This is a genomic window from Thalassobius sp. Cn5-15, assembly GCF_022347685.1.
GTDB lineage: Bacteria > Pseudomonadota > Alphaproteobacteria > Rhodobacterales > Rhodobacteraceae > Thalassobius.
In genome coordinates this window covers 87697-106953 of sequence record NZ_JAKRGF010000005.1, presented here as the reverse complement: position 1 = coordinate 106953, position 19257 = coordinate 87697, and the positions used below count along the sequence as shown (strand labels likewise).

The window sequence follows — 19257 nt, the reverse complement described above, 5'->3', positions numbered from 1 at the left end:
TCGCTAGGATGGCTCTACCGGCCAATTATGCGAACAGTCGCTCTGCCTGCCTGTTTGGGTTGCGCCAGAGAGCGCGTACCTGAATACTGGCTGGCCCTCCAAAGGGCGACTCATGAAAAACGTTGAAACTATAGACCACCGCGAGGTGCAAGCGCTTTGTCTGCGCATGATGCACTATGGCACTGCTGGGGCGATCACAAAACACTGCCCCGCAAAAGAAACCCCGGCGCCATGTCTGGCACCGGGGCAATATCTTACTTCATGGTGAAGTATTTGACCTTTGGCTGGTCTTCGGCATCAACCTCAATGCCAACCCCATCAGCCATCGCCCAGTTCAAAACCTGGTGGTGGATCGGGATGTAAAGCTGTTGATCCTGAACCTCGGACCAGATCGCAGCGATATCTGCGTTTCGCGATGCGAGATCCGTGTTGGAAGCCAGTGATTTGATCTTGGTGTCGATCTCATCGTTATCGTAACCTGTGCCATTCCAGGTGCCGATGTCGGCTTCACGACCGTGGACAAGGAAGTTGAAGATATATTCCGAGTCATAGGTCGGCACACCCCAACCGAGCATGTAAAAATCAGTCTTGCTGTCGGTGATCAGCGGGAAGTGCTGCGCCTTGGGCTTCGCGTCCAGATTTACCTTCACGCCGATTTGCGCCAGCATGCCGACGGAGGCCTGACAGATCGCTTCATCGTTGATGTACCGGTCATTCGGGCAATCCAGACGGATGGAGAAGCCGTCTCCGTAACCCGCTTCGGCCATCAGAGCTTTGGCTCCTTCGAGGTCGGTTTTCGAAGAGGCGTCCATTTCAGCCGACCAGCCGTTCACAAACGGCGGCGAGATCATGCCCGCAGGCACCGACTGACCACGCATCACAACCTGACGGATTGCATCGCGGTTGATCGCCAGCGACATCGCCTTGCGCACGCGCACGTCGGCCAGCGGATTTTTACCCTCGACGTTGTCGGCTTCGATATCCGCAGCGCCTTGGTTCATACCAAAGAAGATCACGCGGTTCTGCGGTGCCTGTTTCACACCATACCCTGCGGCGCCATCAACGCGCTGCAAATCCTGAACCGGCATATCCTGAAGGAAGTTCACCTCACCCGACAGCAGCGCAGCAACGCGGGTCGGCGCGTTCTGGATCGGCGTGTAGATGATTTCAGTCACGTCCATTGGGAACTGATCGATGCCCCAATAGTTTTCGTTCTTGACCATGACGGTTTTCACGTCCTGCTCACGGCTGACCAGCGTGTAAGGACCAGTGCCGTTCACATTGGTGGTGGCATAGGTGATTTCACCACCTTCAAAGTCCTGAACCTTGGTGGTGTTGTTCGCCTCGGCCCAGCCTTTGTCCATAATGAACAGGTTGGTCAGGTTGTTGGGCAGGATCGGGTTCGGGCCTTCGGTGACCAGCTCAACGGTGTAATCATCCACAGCACGCACGTCGGTGATCGAACCGATCAGCTCTTTCATGTCCGAGTTGGGCTGTTTCGCGCGCTCGAAGCTGAACACAACATCTTCGGCGGTGAAGTCAGCGCCGTCGTGGAATTTCACGCCCTGACGCAATTTGAACACCCAGACGTTCGGGTCAGATTCGCTGGGCGCCCATTCGGTTGCCAGCGCCGGTTCAAACGCGCCGGACACGTCGCGGATGATCAGCGGCTCATACATCTGGTGACGGATGGTATGGGTCGGGCCCTCGTTCTGGGCGTGCGGATCCAGCGTCAGCGCGTCACCTGCGCGCGCCCAGCGCAGCGTTTCCGCCTGCGCAGCAATGGTGCCGCACATCAACGCAGCAGACAGACCGATAATACGGGTAATCATATCATTCTCCCTCGAATGGATTTGTGAGGAGAGATGACCATGAGTGCCCGCCATGTGCAAGTTTTAGCGTTAACTTTTTTGACCGCCCGGACAAACAAGCCGATCAAGCGGCTTATTTTCAAAGCAATATACACGTGCGCCGTGCGGGGCGCTCAGAACAGGTCGCCCTGTTCTGGCGGGGCTGGTTTTGGCTTTGGTTTGCTTGCGGTCTTGGCCTTGGGCGGACTGGCAGGCTTGGCAGGTGATGCCCCCCCTGCCTCTCCTGCCCTGACCGCGACGCGCCCATCGGCAAACTGGATCTCCAGATGCGCAGCGGCAGTGGCAGCAGCTTGCGTCGTCACCACATCACTGTCGCCCCGCACCACTGCATAACCGCGTTCCAGCGTCGCCTCATAGCCCAGCGTTTGGCGCAACCGCTCCAATCCATCAAGACGGGTGTGCCAGCCCTCCACCTGACGCTGGCTAACATCTGACAGGCGTTTGGACAGGCGATCCAAAGTCTCGCGCTTCTGACGCACCTCGCGGCCCAGCGCGTTCTTAAGCCTTCCCTCATAAGGGGGCAGCCGAAGTCGATCCCGCTCAATCCGCTGACTAAGGCTCCCCGGACGCAGAGCGCCAGCCGCTTTGCTCAGGCGGATTTGATGCTGCTGCACGCGCCCAGCCAGCGCCCGGGGCAGTTTGTCCCCCCACGTATCCAGCCGCTGACGCGGCCCGTCCAGCAGCGCATCAGCCCTTGGCAAGGCACGGGACAGGTCGCGCAGACGCTGGCCGCGTTGACTGATCCCTTGGCTCAGTGCGGTGGATAGCCGTGCGTTTTGTTGATCAACCCATGCCATCAGCTCCATCCGCACCGGCACGGCCAGTTCCGCCGCTGCCGTGGGTGTCGGCGCACGTTGATCGGACACATAGTCGATCAGCGTCGTATCAGTTTCGTGTCCGACCGCCGAAATCAGCGGAATATCCGATGCGGCTGCGGCGCGGGCCACCACCTCTTCATTGAAGCCCCACAGATCCTCAACAGACCCGCCACCACGGGCAACGATCAGCAAATCAGGCCGCGGCAAGGCACCGCCCGGTGTCAGCGCGTTAAACCCCTGGATCGCATTTGCCACTTCTGGCGCACAGCGTTCACCCTGTACCGCAACCGGCCAAATCAGCACCTTGCGTGGAAAGCGATCCCGCAAGCGATGCAGAATATCGCGGATCACCGCACCGGAGGGCGAAGTGACAACGCCGATGACGCCTGGCAGGTAGGGGATCGGCTTCTTACGTGCAGCGTCAAACAGACCCTCAGCCTGCAGCATCGCCTTACGCTTTTCCAGCATCGCCATCAGGGCGCCCATACCCGCTGGCTTCAGATTCTCAATCACAAGCTGATATTTCGACTGCCCGGGGAAAGTGGTCAGACGCCCTGTTGCCACCACCTCCAGCCCTTCCTCAGGGCGGGTCTGCACACGGGCGGCAACGCCTTTCCACATCACGGCAGCAATCACGGACCGGTCGTCCTTCAGGTCCAGATAAACGTGGCCTGAGCGCGGGAAAGACACGCGGCCAATCTCGCCTTTGATACGCACATGAGAGAACTCCCCCTCGATCATCTTCTTGATCGCGCCGGACAGCTCACTAACGCTGAATTCCGGGGCGTTTTCGCCCTCTCTGGGATCATCAAAAAGCTCTGACATGCCTATGCGCTGCTCTGTTCACTTGTTTCCTGTTGCCACCCACCTTAGAACGCCCCCAACAGAAGGCCAAGCGGAGAGAGCCGATGAATATCCTCATCCTCGGAAGTGGTGGACGTGAACATGCCCTAGCCTGGGCAGTGATGCAGAATCCGAAATGCGACAAGCTGATCGTCGCGCCCGGCAACGCAGGCATCGCGCAGATCGCCGATTGTGCCAGCCTCGATATCCTCAGCGGCGCGGCGGTGGTGAACTTCTGCGAAGAAAACGCCATTGATTTCGTTATCGTCGGCCCAGAGGCCCCGCTGGCCGAAGGTGTTGCTGACCGTCTGCGCGATGCAGGCGTTCTGGTCTTTGGTCCCTCAGCTGCAGCGGCGAAACTGGAAGCGTCGAAAAGCTTCACCAAGGAGATTTGCGACGCGGCAAACGCCCCCACCGCAGGGTATGGCCATTTCACCGATCCCGAGGCCGCGAAGGCCCACATCCGCGCAAAAGGCGCCCCCATTGTGGTCAAGGCCGACGGGCTGGCGGCGGGTAAGGGCGTCATCGTTGCGATGGACGAACAAACCGCGCTGGCCGCCATCGACGACATGTTCGGCGGTGAATTTGGCGATGCGGGCGCCGAGGTGGTGATTGAAGAATTCATGGAAGGCGAAGAAGCCTCCTACTTCATTCTGGTGGACGGCGAGGACTGTCTGGCCATCGGCACCGCGCAGGACCACAAACGTGTGGGCGAAGGCGACACTGGCCTGAACACCGGCGGCATGGGCGCCTACTCCCCTGCCCCTGTCCTGTCGGACGCCATTGCTGAAAAAGCGATGAGCGAGATTATCAAACCCACGATGAAGGCCATGGCCGATCGTGGCATGCCCTATCAGGGCGTTCTCTACGCTGGTCTGATGATCAAGGACGGCCAGCCGCGTCTGGTGGAATACAACGTCCGCTTCGGTGATCCCGAATGTCAGGTCCTGATGTTGCGTTTGGGTGCGCAAGCGCTGGATCTGATGCAGGCCTGTGCCGAAGGTCGTCTGGCAGAGGCACAGATCAACTGGGCCGATGATCACGCGATGACCGTGGTAATGGCGGCACAGGGCTACCCGGGTTCTTATCAGAAGGGGTCTGCAATCAACGGTCTGGATGCGCTGCCGGAAACCAGTTCGGAAATGTGTTTCCACGCCGGCACGGGGTCGAAGGACGGCCAGATCATCGCCACCGGCGGCCGTGTTCTGAACGTCACCGCCCGTGGTGCGTCGCTCAAAGAGGCGCAGGAACGGGCCTATGCGATGGTTGATCAGATCGACTGGCCCGAAGGCTTCTGCCGCCGCGACATCGGCTGGCGCGCGCTGTAAGCGTTCTAAAATCAACAAGCCCCAGAACATGGTCCTGGGGCTTGTGACATTTCTGGCGTGCGCCTTACCACATCAAAGGCACGGGGTCTGTCATTGACAGATATTGTGGGACGAGACGCGCAGTGACAGCCTTCTCAAGCCACCGACCTTCTGGTTACACTGCGGTTTTCCAGCCCCCGCAAGGCACACCGCCGTTGGGCGCAGTGTGACAACGTCCGGATCTTGCGAGACTTCCGCCGAACGCAAAACCATATATGAGCCCACCTCGCTCTGACCAGCCTTGCCGTCCAGCAACAACATCATACGCCCGTTTTGATCCGCATAAATGCGCGCAACTGGTCCCTGACCACCGGCGAAGGCTGGCGCACCTTTAACAACCTCAATCGTGGACGGCCAGCATGGCCCGTTGGCCAATTGCAGATAGGCGGGTGCTTTCTCACTCATTGAGCGTGAAATAACGGCCGCTAACGTATTTTCAGGATTGGGTGTCTGAGCAATTGAGGCGGTGGCAGATGAAAGAGCGCAAAACGCTATGTAGGCACAAAATAAGGGTCGCACGGCAGCCTCCGATAATATTGGTAGCTGCCGAAAGTCGGTGGCTTACGTCGTCGCAATGTTGTCGCGCCACCATAAGCTGATTAAGAGCAAAGTCACACCCTTAAATTCAAACAGTTAGAGACCGACAGAGGTCCGGTTGCATGCCGATTGACGCGCACTCACTCACACAGTGTCGCGCGATCCAAACTCTTTGGCCCGTCGTAGGCCCCCAAATCACGGCGCATCAGTTGGTCGCCCTCCAGCCGCGTCGCCACAATCCGTGACCAGCCCGCATCGGCGGTGATCAGTTCCGGCATGTCGTCACAGGCCAGCAGGCCACCAGCGATGAAATCCCAGCCGATTTTGTGGTTGGTCAGACCCTTGGTGCTGGCAATCTGGATCAGATTGCCATCTGCGTAGCGCCAGACGCGCAGGGTTTTGGCCAGATGAGGCCGGTCGATATAGGCTAATTCAACGTACCCATCACCATCCAGATCCGCAGCCCCGATAGGCGCCAGCCAGCGGTTGGTGGTGCCGATATGGGGCGTTTCTGCCAGCTTGCCATCAGCGTTGTAAATCGCCAGCGCTGCGCCACGCGCAGCATCAGTTTCGATCACAACCACCTCTGGCACGCCATTGCCCGTCACATCGACCAGACGCGGCGCCAGATCCTCAAACACATGATCCTGCGGTAGGGTGATGGTCACCCGCTGACGCGTATCGCCCTCAGCTACCTCCAGCACCAGCTGACCATATTCCACCGCGTCACCCAGAACCCCGTGAGGATAGCGCGTCGTCGGTTCATCAAAACGAGCCGACAGGATCAGCGGGTCCGCGGCAGCCACAGTACCGGACAGACACACCAGTGCCACAAAGAGACCCGCGCGCAGCATCAGATCTGCTTCTCAGGCATTTTGACAACCAGACCGTCCATCGCGTCGGTCACCTTGATCTGGCAAGTCAGACGCGAAGTGGCCGGGTTCGGCTCAAATGCGAAGTCCAGCATATCCTCTTCCATATCGTCTTTGGCCGGGATCTTCTCTACCCATGCAGGATCCACGTAGACGTGGCAGGTCGAACAGGCACAGGCACCGCCGCAATCGCCTTCGATGCCGGGGATGTTGTTGTCACGGGCCCCTTCCATCACAGTCAGGCCTGCGGCTACCTCAACGGTGTGTTCGGTGCCATTGTGTTCAACATAGGTGATCTTGGCCATGCGGCTACCTCCGATCGGATCGTTTTGCTGTTCATGTCCCCACCGTCCTAGCGCCGCCTGCGCGTCAATTCCAGCCCCATTGCACACCCCTGACAGATTGGTGACCCACTGCGTCCATCAGACAAGGTTCGCGCCACTTCAAGCCCATCAGATCGTGACGCTTTATCGGGGCAGTTTTTGCCGCTATGCTACCGCGCAACGAAGCACGCCCACGCAATTAAGCCAAGAAGCGGGGCGGCAAGAGGCAAAGCAGATGCGCAATGAAATCTATCCCACAGTCTTGGGCCTGCTGGGCAGTGGGCTGATGCTATCGGCCTGTGTCGAAAGCCTGCCCGTCCCACATCTGAGCGCGACACCAGAGGTGGCGCAGTTGGTCGATGATGCGCCGCCCGGTGCGCCGTCGGGCAGTTGCTGGGGTAAACGGATCCAGCCTGGTGTTTATGAAACAGTGACCGAACAAATCATCCTGCAACCGGCTGAGGTACTGGCCGATGGTACGGTCCTCAGCCCCGCGATCTACAAGACAGAGACGCGGCAGGCCGTGGTCAAACAACGGCAGGAAATTTGGTTCGAGGTGCCCTGCACCACGATGATGACACCCGATTTCATCGCCTCCGTCCAGCGGGCGCTGGCGGCGCGTGGGCTCTATCGTGGCATTGTGACCGGTGAAATGGACAACCGCACCCGCGCCGCGATCCGCGCCTACCAGCAGCCCGAAGGTCTGGACAGTGGTATCCTGTCACTGGCCGCGGCACGCCGGCTGGGATTGGCGACAGTTCCGCGCGACGGGATCTGATCCGCCACAGACAAAAACATAACATTAAAAAATGAAAGCCGCCCAATCGGGCGGCTTCCTCGTTTCTATGCGCTGCGCTTACTCTTCGCCGACCGACAGGGCGATAAAGCGTGGCTCACCGCCACGGCGTACCAACAGCAACAGCGATTTGCGGCCCGCCTCGCGCGCCTCTTCGACGCGATCCTGCAGGTCACCGACACGCGACAGTTTCTGCTGTCCCGCCTCGGTGATCAGATCGCCACGGCGCAGGCCTTTTTCAAAGGCCTCAGTGGTGTCATCAACCGACATCACCACCAGCCCCGTAGTGCCATTGGGCAGGTCCAGTTCGGCGCTCAGTTCTTCATTGACCGGCGACAGCATCATGCCCAGCACCTCAGTCGGTTCTGCGGGTTTTTCCGCATCAGGTGTGGTGGCAGGGATGGCTTCGGCATCTTCGCGGCGACCCAGCTTAATCTTCAGCGTCACGGTCTTGCCATCGCGGAAGACAACAACGCGCACGGTCTTACCGACCTCAGTGTTACCGACCTGACGCACCAGCGCGCGGGTGTCTTTCACATCAACACCGTCAAAGGTTACGATCACATCCCCCTGCAGCACACCAGCATCCTTGGCAGGACCTTCGGGCACACCAGCAACAATTGCACCGTTGGTGTTTTCCAGACCCAGCGCTTCGGCCACGTCGGCGTCCAGATCCTGAATACGCACGCCCAGCCAACCACGGCGGGTTTCCCCAAATTCACGCAGCTGATCCACCACACGGGTCACAACGTTCGACGCCATAGAAAAGCCGATCCCGATGGAACCGCCGTTGGGCGACAGGATCGCGGTGTTCACGCCGATCACGTCGCCGTCCATGTTGAACAGCGGACCACCTGAGTTGCCACGGTTAATCGCCGCATCCGTCTGGATGTAGTCGTCATAGCTGCCCGACAGCGCACGGTTACGCGCCGAAACGATCCCAGCGGAGACCGAGAAGCCCTGCCCCAGCGGGTTGCCCATTGCCACAACCCAATCGCCAACGCGGGCCATGTCACTGTCACCGAAGTTCACGAAAGGCAGCGGTTTGTCCGCCTCTACCTTCAGCAGTGCGATATCGGTGTTGGGATCAGTGCCAACGATTTTTGCTTCCAGCTCTTCGCCGGAGAAGAATTCGATAAACACTTCATCAGCGCTTTCGATGACGTGGTTGTTGGTGACGATATAGCCATCCTCAGAAATCACAAAACCGGACCCCAGCGCCGAGGACCGACGCGGGCGGTCGCCCTGATTGCGGTCCTGAAACTCGCGGAAGAAATCTTCAAACGGGCTGCCATCAGGGATATTAAAGTTCGGTCCCTGGCTGCCCGCGACAACGGTAGAGGTTGTGATGTTCACAACTGCGTCGCTAATCTCATCCGCCAGATCGGCGAAACTGTCCGGGCGGGCTTGCGATTGAACCGCCTGCAGCAGGATCAGCGCCGAGGCCATCAGCCCCAGCCAGAACGCCCGTTGCAGCAGGATCGACCGCTGCGGGAGGGGTGCGGCAATTGCCTGTGCACGTTTATGGGTCACGCCCTTAATCTCCTCTCAATATGTCAGGATCCGACATTGCGCCGAACCGTTTGGTTTAACATTGGCCGAACAGGCGCAATGTTCAACTCATCCAGACCAAAGATTATTCAACTGCCTGTGAACAGGCAAGTCGCCGCCGATAGGAAACCGACGCAAGATCAGCATCTTACGCACCCAAACTCTTGGCCAGCCACACCAATACCAACCCCAGTGCCAGCGCCGCCAGCCCCATGTTTCGACGTGTCGCCACCGGCAGCGCGCGCAGCATCTCAAGTAATTCTTCAATAAAAGAAGGGGCCAGCGCATAGGCCAGCCCCTCTACCATCAAGACCAGCCCGAGGGCCAGAATGACATGTTCCATAAAGGCCCCCTTACTGAGCCACCTGATCCGATTTCAGGTAATCAAAAAACTCGCTGTCCGGCGTCATCACCAGCGACGAGTTGCTACCCTTCAGTGCATTCTCATAGGCCTGCAGCGAGCGGTAGAAGGCAAAGAATTCGGGATCCGCACCGAACGCTTCGGCGAAAATGCCGTTACGCTCTGCGTCTGCTTCACCACGCACAACCTGCGCTTCACGTTCGGATTCCGACAAGGTTTCCACAACAGTACGATCCGCCTGCGCACGTACACGCTGGGCTGCTTCGTTACCGCGCGCAACCTCATCAGCCGCCTCACGCTCACGTTCGGCACGCATCCGTGCGAAGGTGGCGTTCAGGTTCTGCTCGGGCAGGTTGGTCTGCTTCAAACGCACATCCACCACATCCAGACCAAGACTGCGTGCCTCGGTACGGGCTTGGTCACGGATCCGCACCATCAGTTCGGCACGGTTTTCCGACAAGATGGTGTCAGAGGTCACCTGATCGGCACCCAGCACTTCGCGGATTTTCGAGTTCAGAATCGAGCTCAGACGCTCTTCGGCCAGACGCACACCGCCGGCGCCAACGGCCTGACGAAACTGCACCACATCGCTGATGCGGTAGCGGGCAAAGGCGTCCACAACCAGACGACGGTCATCGGACGGTGTCACCTCGATGGTGTCGGTGTCCAGTGACAGGATACGGTCGTCGTAACGCACCACTTCCTGAATGAGCGGGATCTTGAAGCTAAGCCCCGGTTCCTGCTTCACCGCACGGATCTGGCCGAACTGCAGCACCAGCGCCTTTTCGCGTTCATCGACCACAAAGACCGACGACAGCACGCCAACAATCGCAATCACCACGACAGGGATAAGGAATGTTATCTTACGCATGGATCAGTTCCCCCCCGTTTTGCGCAGCTCGTTCAGCGGCAGGTAAGGCACCACGCCCTGCCCGCCATCGCTACCGGTCAAGGCGCTGTCGAGGATGGTTTTATCAACACTACCCAGCACCTTTTCCATGGTTTCGATGTAAAGACGTTTGCGCGTCACCTCTGGGGCCTTGTCGTATTCCGCTCGCACGGCAGAGAAGCGGCTGGCTTCACCCAATGCGTCGTTCACCACTTGGGCACGGTAGGCTTCGGCCTCTTCCAGCTTCTGCGCTGCTTCACCACGAGCCTGCGCCAGAACGCGGTTCGAATAAGCATCCGCTTCGCGTTGCAGACGGTCACGTTCCTGTTCGGCAGCCTGCACTTCGCGGAAACTGTCGATCACCTCACGCGGCGGGTCGGCTTTTTCAAGGTTCACACGCACGATGGAAATGCCAGACTCATATTCATCCAGAATGGTCTGAATGCGGTCTTTGGCACCATCAGCAATGACACCACGGTCGCGGTTCAGGATCGGTGCAAGGTTCGATGCTGCGATAATCTCGCGCATCACCGATTCCGACACCGCCTGCACGGTCAGTCGCGCATCGCGGATGTTGAACAACAGCCGCGCAGGATCATTGATATTCCAGACCACCTGAAAGTCGATGTCCACGATATTTGCATCCGTGGTCAACATCAGGCCGGTGTCCTGCGACCCGCGCGACAGACCGATGCTTTCGGTCCGTTCAGACGTCACATTAACCACCTCTGCAGTAACCAATGGCCACGGTGCGAAGTTCAGACCGGGGTTGCCGGTTGCAGAATATTCCCCAAGGAACAGTTCAACAGACTGTTCTTCGGGCTTCACAGTATAGAAGCTGGAGAACGCCCAAAGCGCCACCGCCGCCAGACCACCCAGAACAAAGGTGCCCTTGGGCAGGCCCTGCGGGCCACCGGCACCGCCGCCACGCTGATTGCCGCCGCCATCGCGACCACCCATCAGAACCTTTAGCTGTTCCTGACCCTTTTTAACCAATTCGTCTAGATCAGGGACCTGAGGGCCCTCATCCTGCGGGCCACGACCACCATTGTTACGGCCGCCGTTATTACGACCCCCGTTATCGCGGCCGCCGCCACCATTGTTTCCGCCGCCGCCCCAAGGGCCGCCAGAATTGCCTGACATGGGCTATGTTACCTCTCTACGTTGACACCGATTGCACGGGTTATGACACAACCTGTGCAATCGGCGGAAAATTTCAAGCTCTTTGGCTTTTTTGACGCAACTTGTAGCGCTTAACCAGCGGTGCGTGTTGGAGTCTTCATTGTTACCATCTCCTCGGACATGGTGGGGTGCACGGCAACCGTACGATCGAAGTCCTCTTTGGTCGCACCCATTTTAACCGCGATACCGGCCAGCTGAATCATTTCACCGGCAGCAGGTGCCACGATATGACATCCCAGAACCACACGGGTATTCGCATCCACAATCAGCTTCATCAGCACCTTTGCATCGCTGCCCGCGAACATCGAGCGCATCGGGCGGAAGCTGGTGGCATAAACCTCAATCGGGCCTTTGGCAGCGGCTTCTTCCTCGCCCATGCCGACGGTGCCAATCTCGGGCTGGGTGAAGATCGCGGTGGGGATCAGGTCGTGATCCACCTTGGTCGGGGTGCCTTTGAACACGGTATCAACAAAGGCCATGCCTTCGCGGATCGCCACCGGCGTCAGGTTCACACGGTCGGTTACGTCACCAACGGCGTAGATCGAGGGCACATCGGTCTGGCTGTAGTCATCCACCACAACCTCACCCTTGCGGCCCAGTTTCACACCGGCCTCTTCCAGCCCCATATCGTCCGTGTTGGGGGCACGACCAGTGGCAAACATCACCTGATCGAACAGATGCTCAGCGCCATTGGTGTCCACCACTCGGATCGCACCCGATGCGTCACGCTCCAGCGACACAACGTTAGTGTTCAGCTGCAAATCGATGCCGCCACGGATCATTTCATCCGCGACCAGCGTGCGGGTTTCATTGTCAAACCCGCGCAGGATCTGCTCGCCGCGATAGAACTGGGTGGTTTTCACGCCCAGACCGTTCATCACACCGGCAAATTCGCTGGCAATATAGCCGCCACCCACGATCAGCATAGAGCCGGGCAGTTCATCCAGATGGAAAATCTCGTTCGAGGTGATCGCCAATTCCGCCCCCGGCACGTCCAGCTTGACTGGGCGCCCCCCCATCGCCAGCAGGATATGTTTCGCGGTCTTGCGTTCACCGGTGGACAGCTCAACAGTATGAGCATCCACAACTTTGGCCCGCGCATCAAAGGTTTCCACGCCAGAATTGGCCAGCAGACGGCGATAGATACCTTCGAGGCGATCCAGTTCCGCGTGCAGCTTGCCCTTGAAGCTGCCCCAGTTGAAGTCACCTGTGGGCATGACCCACCCATAGGCGCGCGCCTCGGCGGCCATTTCGGGGAATTCGCTGGCAAAGACCATCAGTTTCTTCGGCACACAGCCACGAATGACACAGGTGCCGCCATAGCGGTCCTCTTCTGCCAGGGCGACTTTGGCGCCAGTATCGCCGGCTGCAACGCGCGCTGCACGCACACCGCCAGAACCGCCACCAATTACGAAGAGGTCAAAGTCAAAGCTCATCAGGTCATTACCTTCATGTGAATCCCAAGTGTTTGCGCCAAACTAATGGCAAGGGCGCCCCGTTGTAACCCAGCCCACACAGATATGTGATCCAAGCGCAGCGCAACACCTTCTCTCTGGCAACGACAATAGCGATAAAAGGTGTAGGCGCCACGCCGATTTGCACTACCGATCCAGAAAGATTACGTCACCTCCCCTCAGTTTAACGGTGCAAGGGTTTCCATCCCGTTCATCCCCATCTAAAATTTAGGAAGAACGCTGCTTTTTATTATAGATCAAAGGATTGCCCATGCCGAACCCGACACCAGATGCGGTCCTGCTGATCGGCCAGACCCTGCAGTTCAGCGGTGATCCATTGGTGGAAGGACTATCAGCCGTCCGCCACAACAGTACCGGTGCCGTTCTGATCCGCGGCGGCCATATCGCAGAGGTCGGCGATGCGACCAGCCTGCGCGCGGCCCATCCGACTGTTCGCGTGCAGGATTACGGCGACCACCTGATCGTCGCAGGTTTCGTCGATGCGCATGTACATTATCCGCAGACTGCCATCATCGCCAGCTGGGGCAAGCGGCTGATTGACTGGCTGAACACCTACACCTTCCCCGAAGAAATGCGGTTTGCAGACCGCGTCTACGCGGATGAGGTCGCAGCGCGCTATCTGGACCTGACGCTGAACCACGGCACTACAACCATCGCCAGCTATTGCACCATCCACCCTGAAAGCGTCGATGCGCTGTTTGCGGCCGCACAAGCGCGGGGACAACGCGTTGTCGCGGGCAAGACCTGCATGGATCGTGACACGGCCCCTGGAGCTCTGCGCGACACGGCGCTGTCGGCCTATGATGACAGTAAGGCCTTGATAGAACGCTGGCACGGGGTGGAGCGCCTTTCTTACGCGATCACGCCACGGTTTTCGCCCACCTCCACCCCCGATCAGCTACGTGCGCTCGGTACGCTATGGGACGAACACCCCGATGTGTTGATGCAAACCCACCTCAGCGAGCAGGTGGATGAAATCGAATGGGTCAAATCCCTCTACCCTAAGGCGCGCGATTACCTTGATACCTATGAGGCCTATGGGCTGCTAGGCAAAGGAGGGCTCTATGGTCACGCTATCCATCTGGAACAGCGGGAAAAAGACCGCCTGAAAGAGACTGACGCCAGCCTGATCCACTGCCCTACGTCCAACACCTTTATCGGCTCGGGCCTCTTTGACATGGCGGGTCTCAGCGCTGAGGGTTTGCGCATTGGTCTGGCGACAGACACCGGCGGCGGATCCAGCTTTTCAATGCTGCGCACTATGGCCAGCGCCTATGAGGTCGCGCAATTGCGCCACCACCCCCTGCACGCGGCAGAGCTGATCTATCTGGCCACAGCCGGTTCCGCGCGCGCCCTGCGGATGGAGGATAAAGTGGGTAATATCACCCCTGGGATGGAGGCGGACCTGGTTGTTTTAGACCTACACTCCACCCCAGACATCACCCAGCGTGCAGACCGCGCAGATGATATTTGGGAGGCACTGTTTCCAACGCTAATGATGGGTGATGATCGCGCGATTGCCGCCGTCTGGATGAACGGCACCTGCCGCAAAGAAGCTAGCGACTAAACGCAGGGTCCGGCCAGCACCATCACGTAGTACCCCTGATGGCTGGCCACGCCATAGCGGGTGTAATGCGGCCCCATCATGTTGCGCTGATGTCCGGGCGATCCCAGCCAACCCTGAAACACCTCTGCATCATCGGCCTGACCTGTTGCGATGTTTTCTGCCACTGCCGCACGGCAGCCGCCTGCCGCCCGCATGCGGTCCGTCGGTGTGCCTCCATCGGGGGCGACATGGGCGAAATAGGCCCGCGCCGACATATCCCGCGCATGAGCAGCTGCGGCACGGACAAGGGCGGGATCCTCGACCACAGGGCGCAGGCCGCGCCAGATGCGTTCACCGTTAAGCGCCGCCTCCATCCGGCCATCACCGGCAACGGTGGTCAGCTGCGGCACTTGTCCTCCCTTTGGCGCAACTGCTGCTGTTGTGGACGTGCCCCCGCTACAGGCCGCGAGCACACCAACAAGAGCCAAACCCAATCCCAGTTTCAAACGCCGCATCTCTGGCCCCTTGCCTACTTATTGCCGTCGCAGGATTGCAGGCACCGCCCCCAAAGCCAAGCCCCCAATTCAGCCTCAGCATCACCGCGCCGCCAATTGCAAAGCCAAGGCACGCTGCCGTTCCAACACCTGAGGCAGATCCAGCGTCGCCATCTGATAATCGCGCACCACCTGTCGCCCCTCGACCAGAAGGTGGCGCACCTTCTGCGGCCCCGCCAAGAGCAGCGCCGCCGGATCCCAGCTGCCCGCGCTTTCAATCCCGCGCACGTCCCAGATAGCGATATCCGCACGTTTACCGACGGCCAACTGGCCACAATCAGACCGGCCCAGCACCTCTGCCCCGCCGCGGGTGGCAATCTCCAACGCCTCGCGCGCACTCATCGCATCCGCACCGTAGGCAACGCGCTGCAACAGCATGGTCTGGCGCGCCTCAGCCATCAGATTGCCACTGTCGTTGCTGGCTGACCCATCAACCCCCAATCCCACCTGCACGCCCGTATCACGCATAGGGCGCACCGGCGCGATACCGGACCCCAGACGACAATTGGAACACGGACAATGCGCAACGCCAGTGCCCGAGCGGGCAAAAAGATCGATTTCCTGCCCGTCCAGTTTCACACAATGGGCATGCCACACGTCGGGACCGGTCCAGCCCAGATCCTCGGCGTATTGCCCGGGGCGGTAGCCGAATTTTTCCAAAGAATAGGCGATGTCCTCGTCATTTTCAGCCAGATGGGTGTGCAGCATCACGCCCTTATCCCGCGCCAGGATCGCAGCATCGCGCATCAGATCGCGACTGACTGAGAATGGCGAACACGGCGCAACGCCGACGCGACACATCGAGCCATCGCTGGCATCATGATGGGCATCAATCACCCGGATGCAGTCGTTCAGGATATCCTCTTCCCGCTCCACCAACACATCGGGCGGCAGGCCTCCATCGCTTTCGCCGATACTCATCGCGCCGCGTGTGGGGTGGAATCGCAACCCCACCTCTGCCGCTGCGGCGATCGTATCATCCAACCGTCCGCCGTTCGGGTAGAGGTAAAGATGATCAGAGCTGAGCGAACAGCCAGACAGCGCCATTTCTGCCAGTCCGACCTGAGCAGAGACAAAAAACTCTTCCGGCCCGAAACGCGCCCAGATCGGATAGAGCGTCTGCAACCAGCCAAACAGCAATGCGTCCTGCCCACCGGGCACCGCACGGGTAAGACTCTGATAGAGATGGTGATGCGTATTGACGAGGCCGGGTGTCACCACGCAGCCGCACCCGTCGATCACCTCCCCCCGTATGGGCAGGCTCTGCCCAATCTCTTTGATCTGCCCCCCTGCCACGTAAATATCCGCGCACGCCAGTTCACGGCGATGATCATCCATCGTCAGGATGTGATCCACATTGCGCAAGGTAAATTCAGTCATGCCCTAAAACTCCACACACGATTTAGCCCCCTTCGGTGTTCGTGTGTGGCCCGCGCGACAGAAAGGGGCAAAGGACTCGCGCAGATCCAAGGATTTTGCGCAAAGCTGTTCTGGAAGCAAGAGGATAAGGGCGCTGCCCCTCTTTGGTCATCACAGATGCCCAAATTTATCCCGGGATATTGCTGGAATAGCGAAAGCGCTTTTCACTGTTCCAGAATACCCATGCCTATGGCGGTTAGGCAGACGCGACTTTGCATAGGTAAGCCAGAGCCGCCGCATGTAGTTCTGCCGTGGCAGCGGCAACCACGCGGCCGCCATCGTGAGCCGGACCGCCCTGCCAGTCAGTGACAATGCCGCCGGCGGCTTCAATCACTGCGATGGGGGCCTGAATGTCATAGGCCTGCAGGCCTGCTTCGATCACCAGATCAATCTGACCAGCAGCGAGGAGCGCATAGGCGTAACAATCCATGCCGTAGCGGGTCAGTTTGACCTGACGCATAACCGCCTCAAAACCAGCGCGTTCTACCACCGTGCCGACTTCTGGAAAGGTGGTGAACAGGACCGCATCCTCTAGCGACGTGACCTTGCGCACCCCCAAGGGACGTGCCCCAAGCGGACCCTGCATCTGGGCCTCTGTTGCGTTGCCCCAGAACCGTTCGCCGATATAGGGCTGATCGATCATGCCAAACTGCGGACCCGTCGCATCCGACAGGGCAATCAATACGCCCCACGTCGGTGTGCCGGACATAAATCCACGGGTGCCATCAATCGGATCCAGCACCCAATGCAGACCGCTGGTGCCTTCTGTAGTACCAAACTCCTCGCCGAGAATACCATCGTTCGGGCGGCGCTCTGCCAGCACCTCTCGCATCGCCAGCTCCGCCGCACGGTCGGCGGCGGTGACGGGATCAAACCCTTCGCTCAGCTTGTTTTCAGTCGCCAATTCCGTACCACGGAAATAGGGCAGGATCACCGCTCGCGCCGCATCCGCCATTTTATGTGCTGTTTCTAGAATATCCGGGTCGGTAAAGGCCATTATCTTATCCCCAATCGCTTTGATCGAGTGGTACTATGACCGCCCCAATGCGGCAAGCCTTGGCGGCCCTCTCAGGCCACGTCAGCCAGACAGCGCACCAATTCGAACAGACGCTTACGTTGATGACCGGGGATCGCATAGTAGGAGCGCACCAGATCCAGCGCTTCTTTATCACCGATCAAATCGGCAGGACCGATACCTGCGGGCAGGCCTGGCTCTTCATCACGTTCAAGACCCTCGAAGAAGAAGCTGACGTCCACCTTCAGCGCGTTGGCAATATGCCAGAGCCGTGAGGCACTGACCCGATTAGCGCCAGTTTCATATTTCTGGATCTGTTGGAACTTGATTCCCACTTCGCTGGCCAGATGTTGCTGTGTCATACCTGCCATCCAACGACGGTGGCGAATACGTTTGCCCACATGCATATCAACGGGATGAGCCATCAGTTCTTTCCTTCATACATACCTTGGAACGCCCCAAATAACCGCGCTGCGCGCAGCAGAAAGGGCGCTCACCGAACCCCAGTTCCGGTCAAGCAACACCAGCGCAACTCACATAACTATAGGTTTAACTTACAATTTTATCTCGCGCGACCCAACAGAATCCAAAGGTAAACTTGTGTATTTCTGGCGCAGCCTTTCATAAATCGCACAAAATTTAATCACTTTATCAACCTATTGATGCGGCCACACCAAAGGATTTAGCGATCTGCGGCCAATCGGAATAACGCCGCAGAATAAAGCGACAAAGCGCGACAATCAGACAGAATCACTCATATCAACACAACCGGACGCCTTGCTGCCGCAGCGCAATTTTTGACTCAATTGCCGCAACGCGACATAAGCAGGCCGCATATCGTCGCGCAGGGAGGGGTAGATGAAAGCGTTTCAGGTTCACGGATTTGAGGAAGCACCGAAACTGGTAGAGGTTGCAGAGCCGACCCCAGCACAGGGGGAGGCGCTCTTGCGCATCAGCGCCTGCAGTCTGAATTTTGCCGACCTCTTGATGAGCCAGGGCAAATATCAGGACACCCCTGCCCTGCCATTCACGCTGGGTCTGGAAATGGCCGGCGAGGTTGTGACACTGGGACCGGACACCGAGGGCCCTGCCGTTGGCACGCGGGTGGCAATCTACGCTGGTCAGGGCGGTTTGGCCGAATATGGCTGTTTTCCGGTCGACCGTCTGGTGCCGCTCCCCGATGCCATGTCCTATGAAGATGCCGCCGCCTTTCAGATCGCCTATGGCACCAGCCATGTGGTCCTCAATCACCGCGCCCGAATGCAGCCCGGTGAAACACTGCTGGTGCTCGGCGCTGCGGGTGGCGTTGGCCTGACCGCGGTTGAAATTGGCAAACTAATGGGTGCCACAGTGATTGCCTGCGCCCGCGGGCAGGACAAGTTGGAGATCGCACGCGCCGCAGGCGCCGACCATCTGATCGACGCCAAAACCGCCGACATCCGCGCCGAGGTGAAGGCGCTGGGTGGTGCCGATGTGGTCTATGATCCAGTGGGCGGCGCACAGTGGGAAGCAGCCTTTCGCGCCTGCAAGCCAGAGGCGCGACTGATCCCGATCGGATTTGCCAGCGGGGATGTGCCGCAAATTCCGGCCAACCATGTGATGGTGAAAAACCTGACCATCCTTGGCCTCTACTATGGCGGCTACCGCAACTTTGCCCCCGAGGTACTGACCGACAGCATGACACAATTGTTCAAATGGTATGAGGATGGAGCGCTGAAACCCCATATCAGCCATGTCCTGCCTCTGGACCGTGCCGATGAGGCGCTAGAACTGCTGCGTCGTCGTAAATCCACCGGCAAGGTGGTGGTGACGCCCTAAAACGCGCCCCCCAAAGGCAA

At 58.9% G+C, this 19257-nt stretch carries 17 protein-coding genes; 4 read left to right on the top strand and 13 right to left on the bottom strand.

The genetic code is table 11. From position 1 onward, the window contains the following. Positions 1-254 precede the first annotated feature (254 nt). Both MHM86_RS12295 and xseA read right to left on the bottom strand, forming a co-directional pair. Positions 255-1832: an ABC transporter substrate-binding protein gene (locus MHM86_RS12295; protein WP_239199984.1), complete on the bottom strand. Its 1578-nt coding sequence runs from the start codon at positions 1830-1832 to the stop codon at positions 255-257. Positions 1833-1984: 152 nt separating this feature from the next. Next, entirely contained in the window at positions 1985-3514 is a 1530-nt protein-coding gene (gene xseA / locus MHM86_RS12290) for an exodeoxyribonuclease VII large subunit (RefSeq protein WP_239199982.1), read from the bottom strand. A gap of 83 nt (positions 3515-3597) precedes the next feature. Here xseA and purD point away from each other — a divergent pair, with 83 nt between their 5' ends. After that, positions 3598-4860, top strand: coding sequence for a phosphoribosylamine--glycine ligase (gene purD / locus MHM86_RS12285; protein WP_239199980.1), 1263 nt, complete (start codon positions 3598-3600; stop codon positions 4858-4860). 716 nt (positions 4861-5576) lie between these two features. Here purD and MHM86_RS12280 read toward each other — a convergent pair. Together MHM86_RS12280 and MHM86_RS12275 are read right to left on the bottom strand one after the other, a co-directional pair. Beyond that, complete coding sequence (locus tag MHM86_RS12280) at positions 5577-6290, bottom strand: VCBS repeat-containing protein (protein ID WP_239199977.1); 714 nt, start codon at positions 6288-6290, stop codon at positions 5577-5579. Further along, positions 6290-6613 (bottom strand): 2Fe-2S iron-sulfur cluster-binding protein, encoded by a 324-nt coding sequence (locus MHM86_RS12275; protein ID WP_239199974.1) that lies wholly within the window; start codon positions 6611-6613, stop codon positions 6290-6292. Before MHM86_RS12275 ends, MHM86_RS12280 begins: the two co-directional genes overlap by 1 nt. Positions 6614-6866: 253 nt before the next feature. Between MHM86_RS12275 and MHM86_RS12270 the strand changes: the two genes are divergently transcribed. Then, positions 6867-7409 carry a peptidoglycan-binding protein gene (locus MHM86_RS12270; RefSeq protein ID WP_239199972.1) on the top strand — a complete coding sequence of 181 codons (543 nt, stop codon included), beginning with the start codon at positions 6867-6869 and terminating at the stop codon, positions 7407-7409. Between the two features lie 78 nt (positions 7410-7487). On the opposite strand, the gene MHM86_RS12265 is transcribed toward MHM86_RS12270, so the two are convergent. From MHM86_RS12265 to gor, 5 genes are all read right to left on the bottom strand, one after another. Continuing rightward, the gene (locus MHM86_RS12265; protein ID WP_239200360.1) at positions 7488-8876 is read right to left on the bottom strand and encodes a Do family serine endopeptidase; all 1389 of its coding nucleotides are present in this window, start codon (positions 8874-8876) and stop codon (positions 7488-7490) included. A 250-nt stretch (positions 8877-9126) separates the two neighbouring features. After that, on the bottom strand, positions 9127-9321 hold the full coding sequence (locus MHM86_RS12260; RefSeq protein ID WP_239199969.1) for a DUF2065 family protein: 195 nt from the start codon (positions 9319-9321) through the stop codon (positions 9127-9129). A gap of 10 nt (positions 9322-9331) precedes the next feature. After that, positions 9332-10210 carry a protease modulator HflC gene (hflC, locus tag MHM86_RS12255; RefSeq protein ID WP_239199967.1) on the bottom strand — a complete coding sequence of 293 codons (879 nt, stop codon included), beginning with the start codon at positions 10208-10210 and terminating at the stop codon, positions 9332-9334. Positions 10211-10213: 3 nt separating this feature from the next. Then, positions 10214-11371 (bottom strand): FtsH protease activity modulator HflK, encoded by a 1158-nt coding sequence (gene hflK / locus MHM86_RS12250; protein ID WP_239199965.1) that lies wholly within the window; start codon positions 11369-11371, stop codon positions 10214-10216. Positions 11372-11481: 110 nt separating this feature from the next. Continuing rightward, complete coding sequence (gene gor, locus MHM86_RS12245) at positions 11482-12846, bottom strand: glutathione-disulfide reductase (protein WP_239199963.1); 1365 nt, start codon at positions 12844-12846, stop codon at positions 11482-11484. 289 nt (positions 12847-13135) lie between these two features. On the opposite strand from gor, the gene guaD reads away from it, so the two are divergent. Further along, on the top strand, positions 13136-14452 hold the full coding sequence (gene guaD / locus MHM86_RS12240; RefSeq protein WP_239199961.1) for a guanine deaminase: 1317 nt from the start codon (positions 13136-13138) through the stop codon (positions 14450-14452). Here guaD and MHM86_RS12235 read toward each other — a convergent pair. From MHM86_RS12235 to MHM86_RS12220, 4 genes are all read right to left on the bottom strand, one after another. Continuing rightward, positions 14449-14841, bottom strand: a complete 393-nt coding sequence (locus tag MHM86_RS12235; RefSeq protein WP_239199928.1) for a CAP domain-containing protein — start codon at positions 14839-14841, stop codon at positions 14449-14451. The two genes, guaD and MHM86_RS12235, sit on opposite strands and share 4 nt — an antisense overlap. Before the next feature lie 186 nt (positions 14842-15027). After that, positions 15028-16365 (bottom strand): 8-oxoguanine deaminase, encoded by a 1338-nt coding sequence (locus tag MHM86_RS12230; protein WP_239199924.1) that lies wholly within the window; start codon positions 16363-16365, stop codon positions 15028-15030. A gap of 235 nt (positions 16366-16600) precedes the next feature. Next, entirely contained in the window at positions 16601-17401 is an 801-nt protein-coding gene (hisN, locus tag MHM86_RS12225) for a histidinol-phosphatase (protein ID WP_239199921.1), read from the bottom strand. Positions 17402-17472: 71 nt separating this feature from the next. After that, complete coding sequence (locus MHM86_RS12220; protein ID WP_239199918.1) at positions 17473-17844, bottom strand: helix-turn-helix domain-containing protein; 372 nt, start codon at positions 17842-17844, stop codon at positions 17473-17475. A gap of 433 nt (positions 17845-18277) precedes the next feature. Here MHM86_RS12220 and MHM86_RS12215 point away from each other — a divergent pair, with 433 nt between their 5' ends. Next, positions 18278-19237, top strand: a complete 960-nt coding sequence (locus tag MHM86_RS12215) for an NADPH:quinone oxidoreductase family protein (RefSeq protein WP_239199915.1) — start codon at positions 18278-18280, stop codon at positions 19235-19237. The last annotated feature ends 20 nt before the right edge of the window (positions 19238-19257 follow it).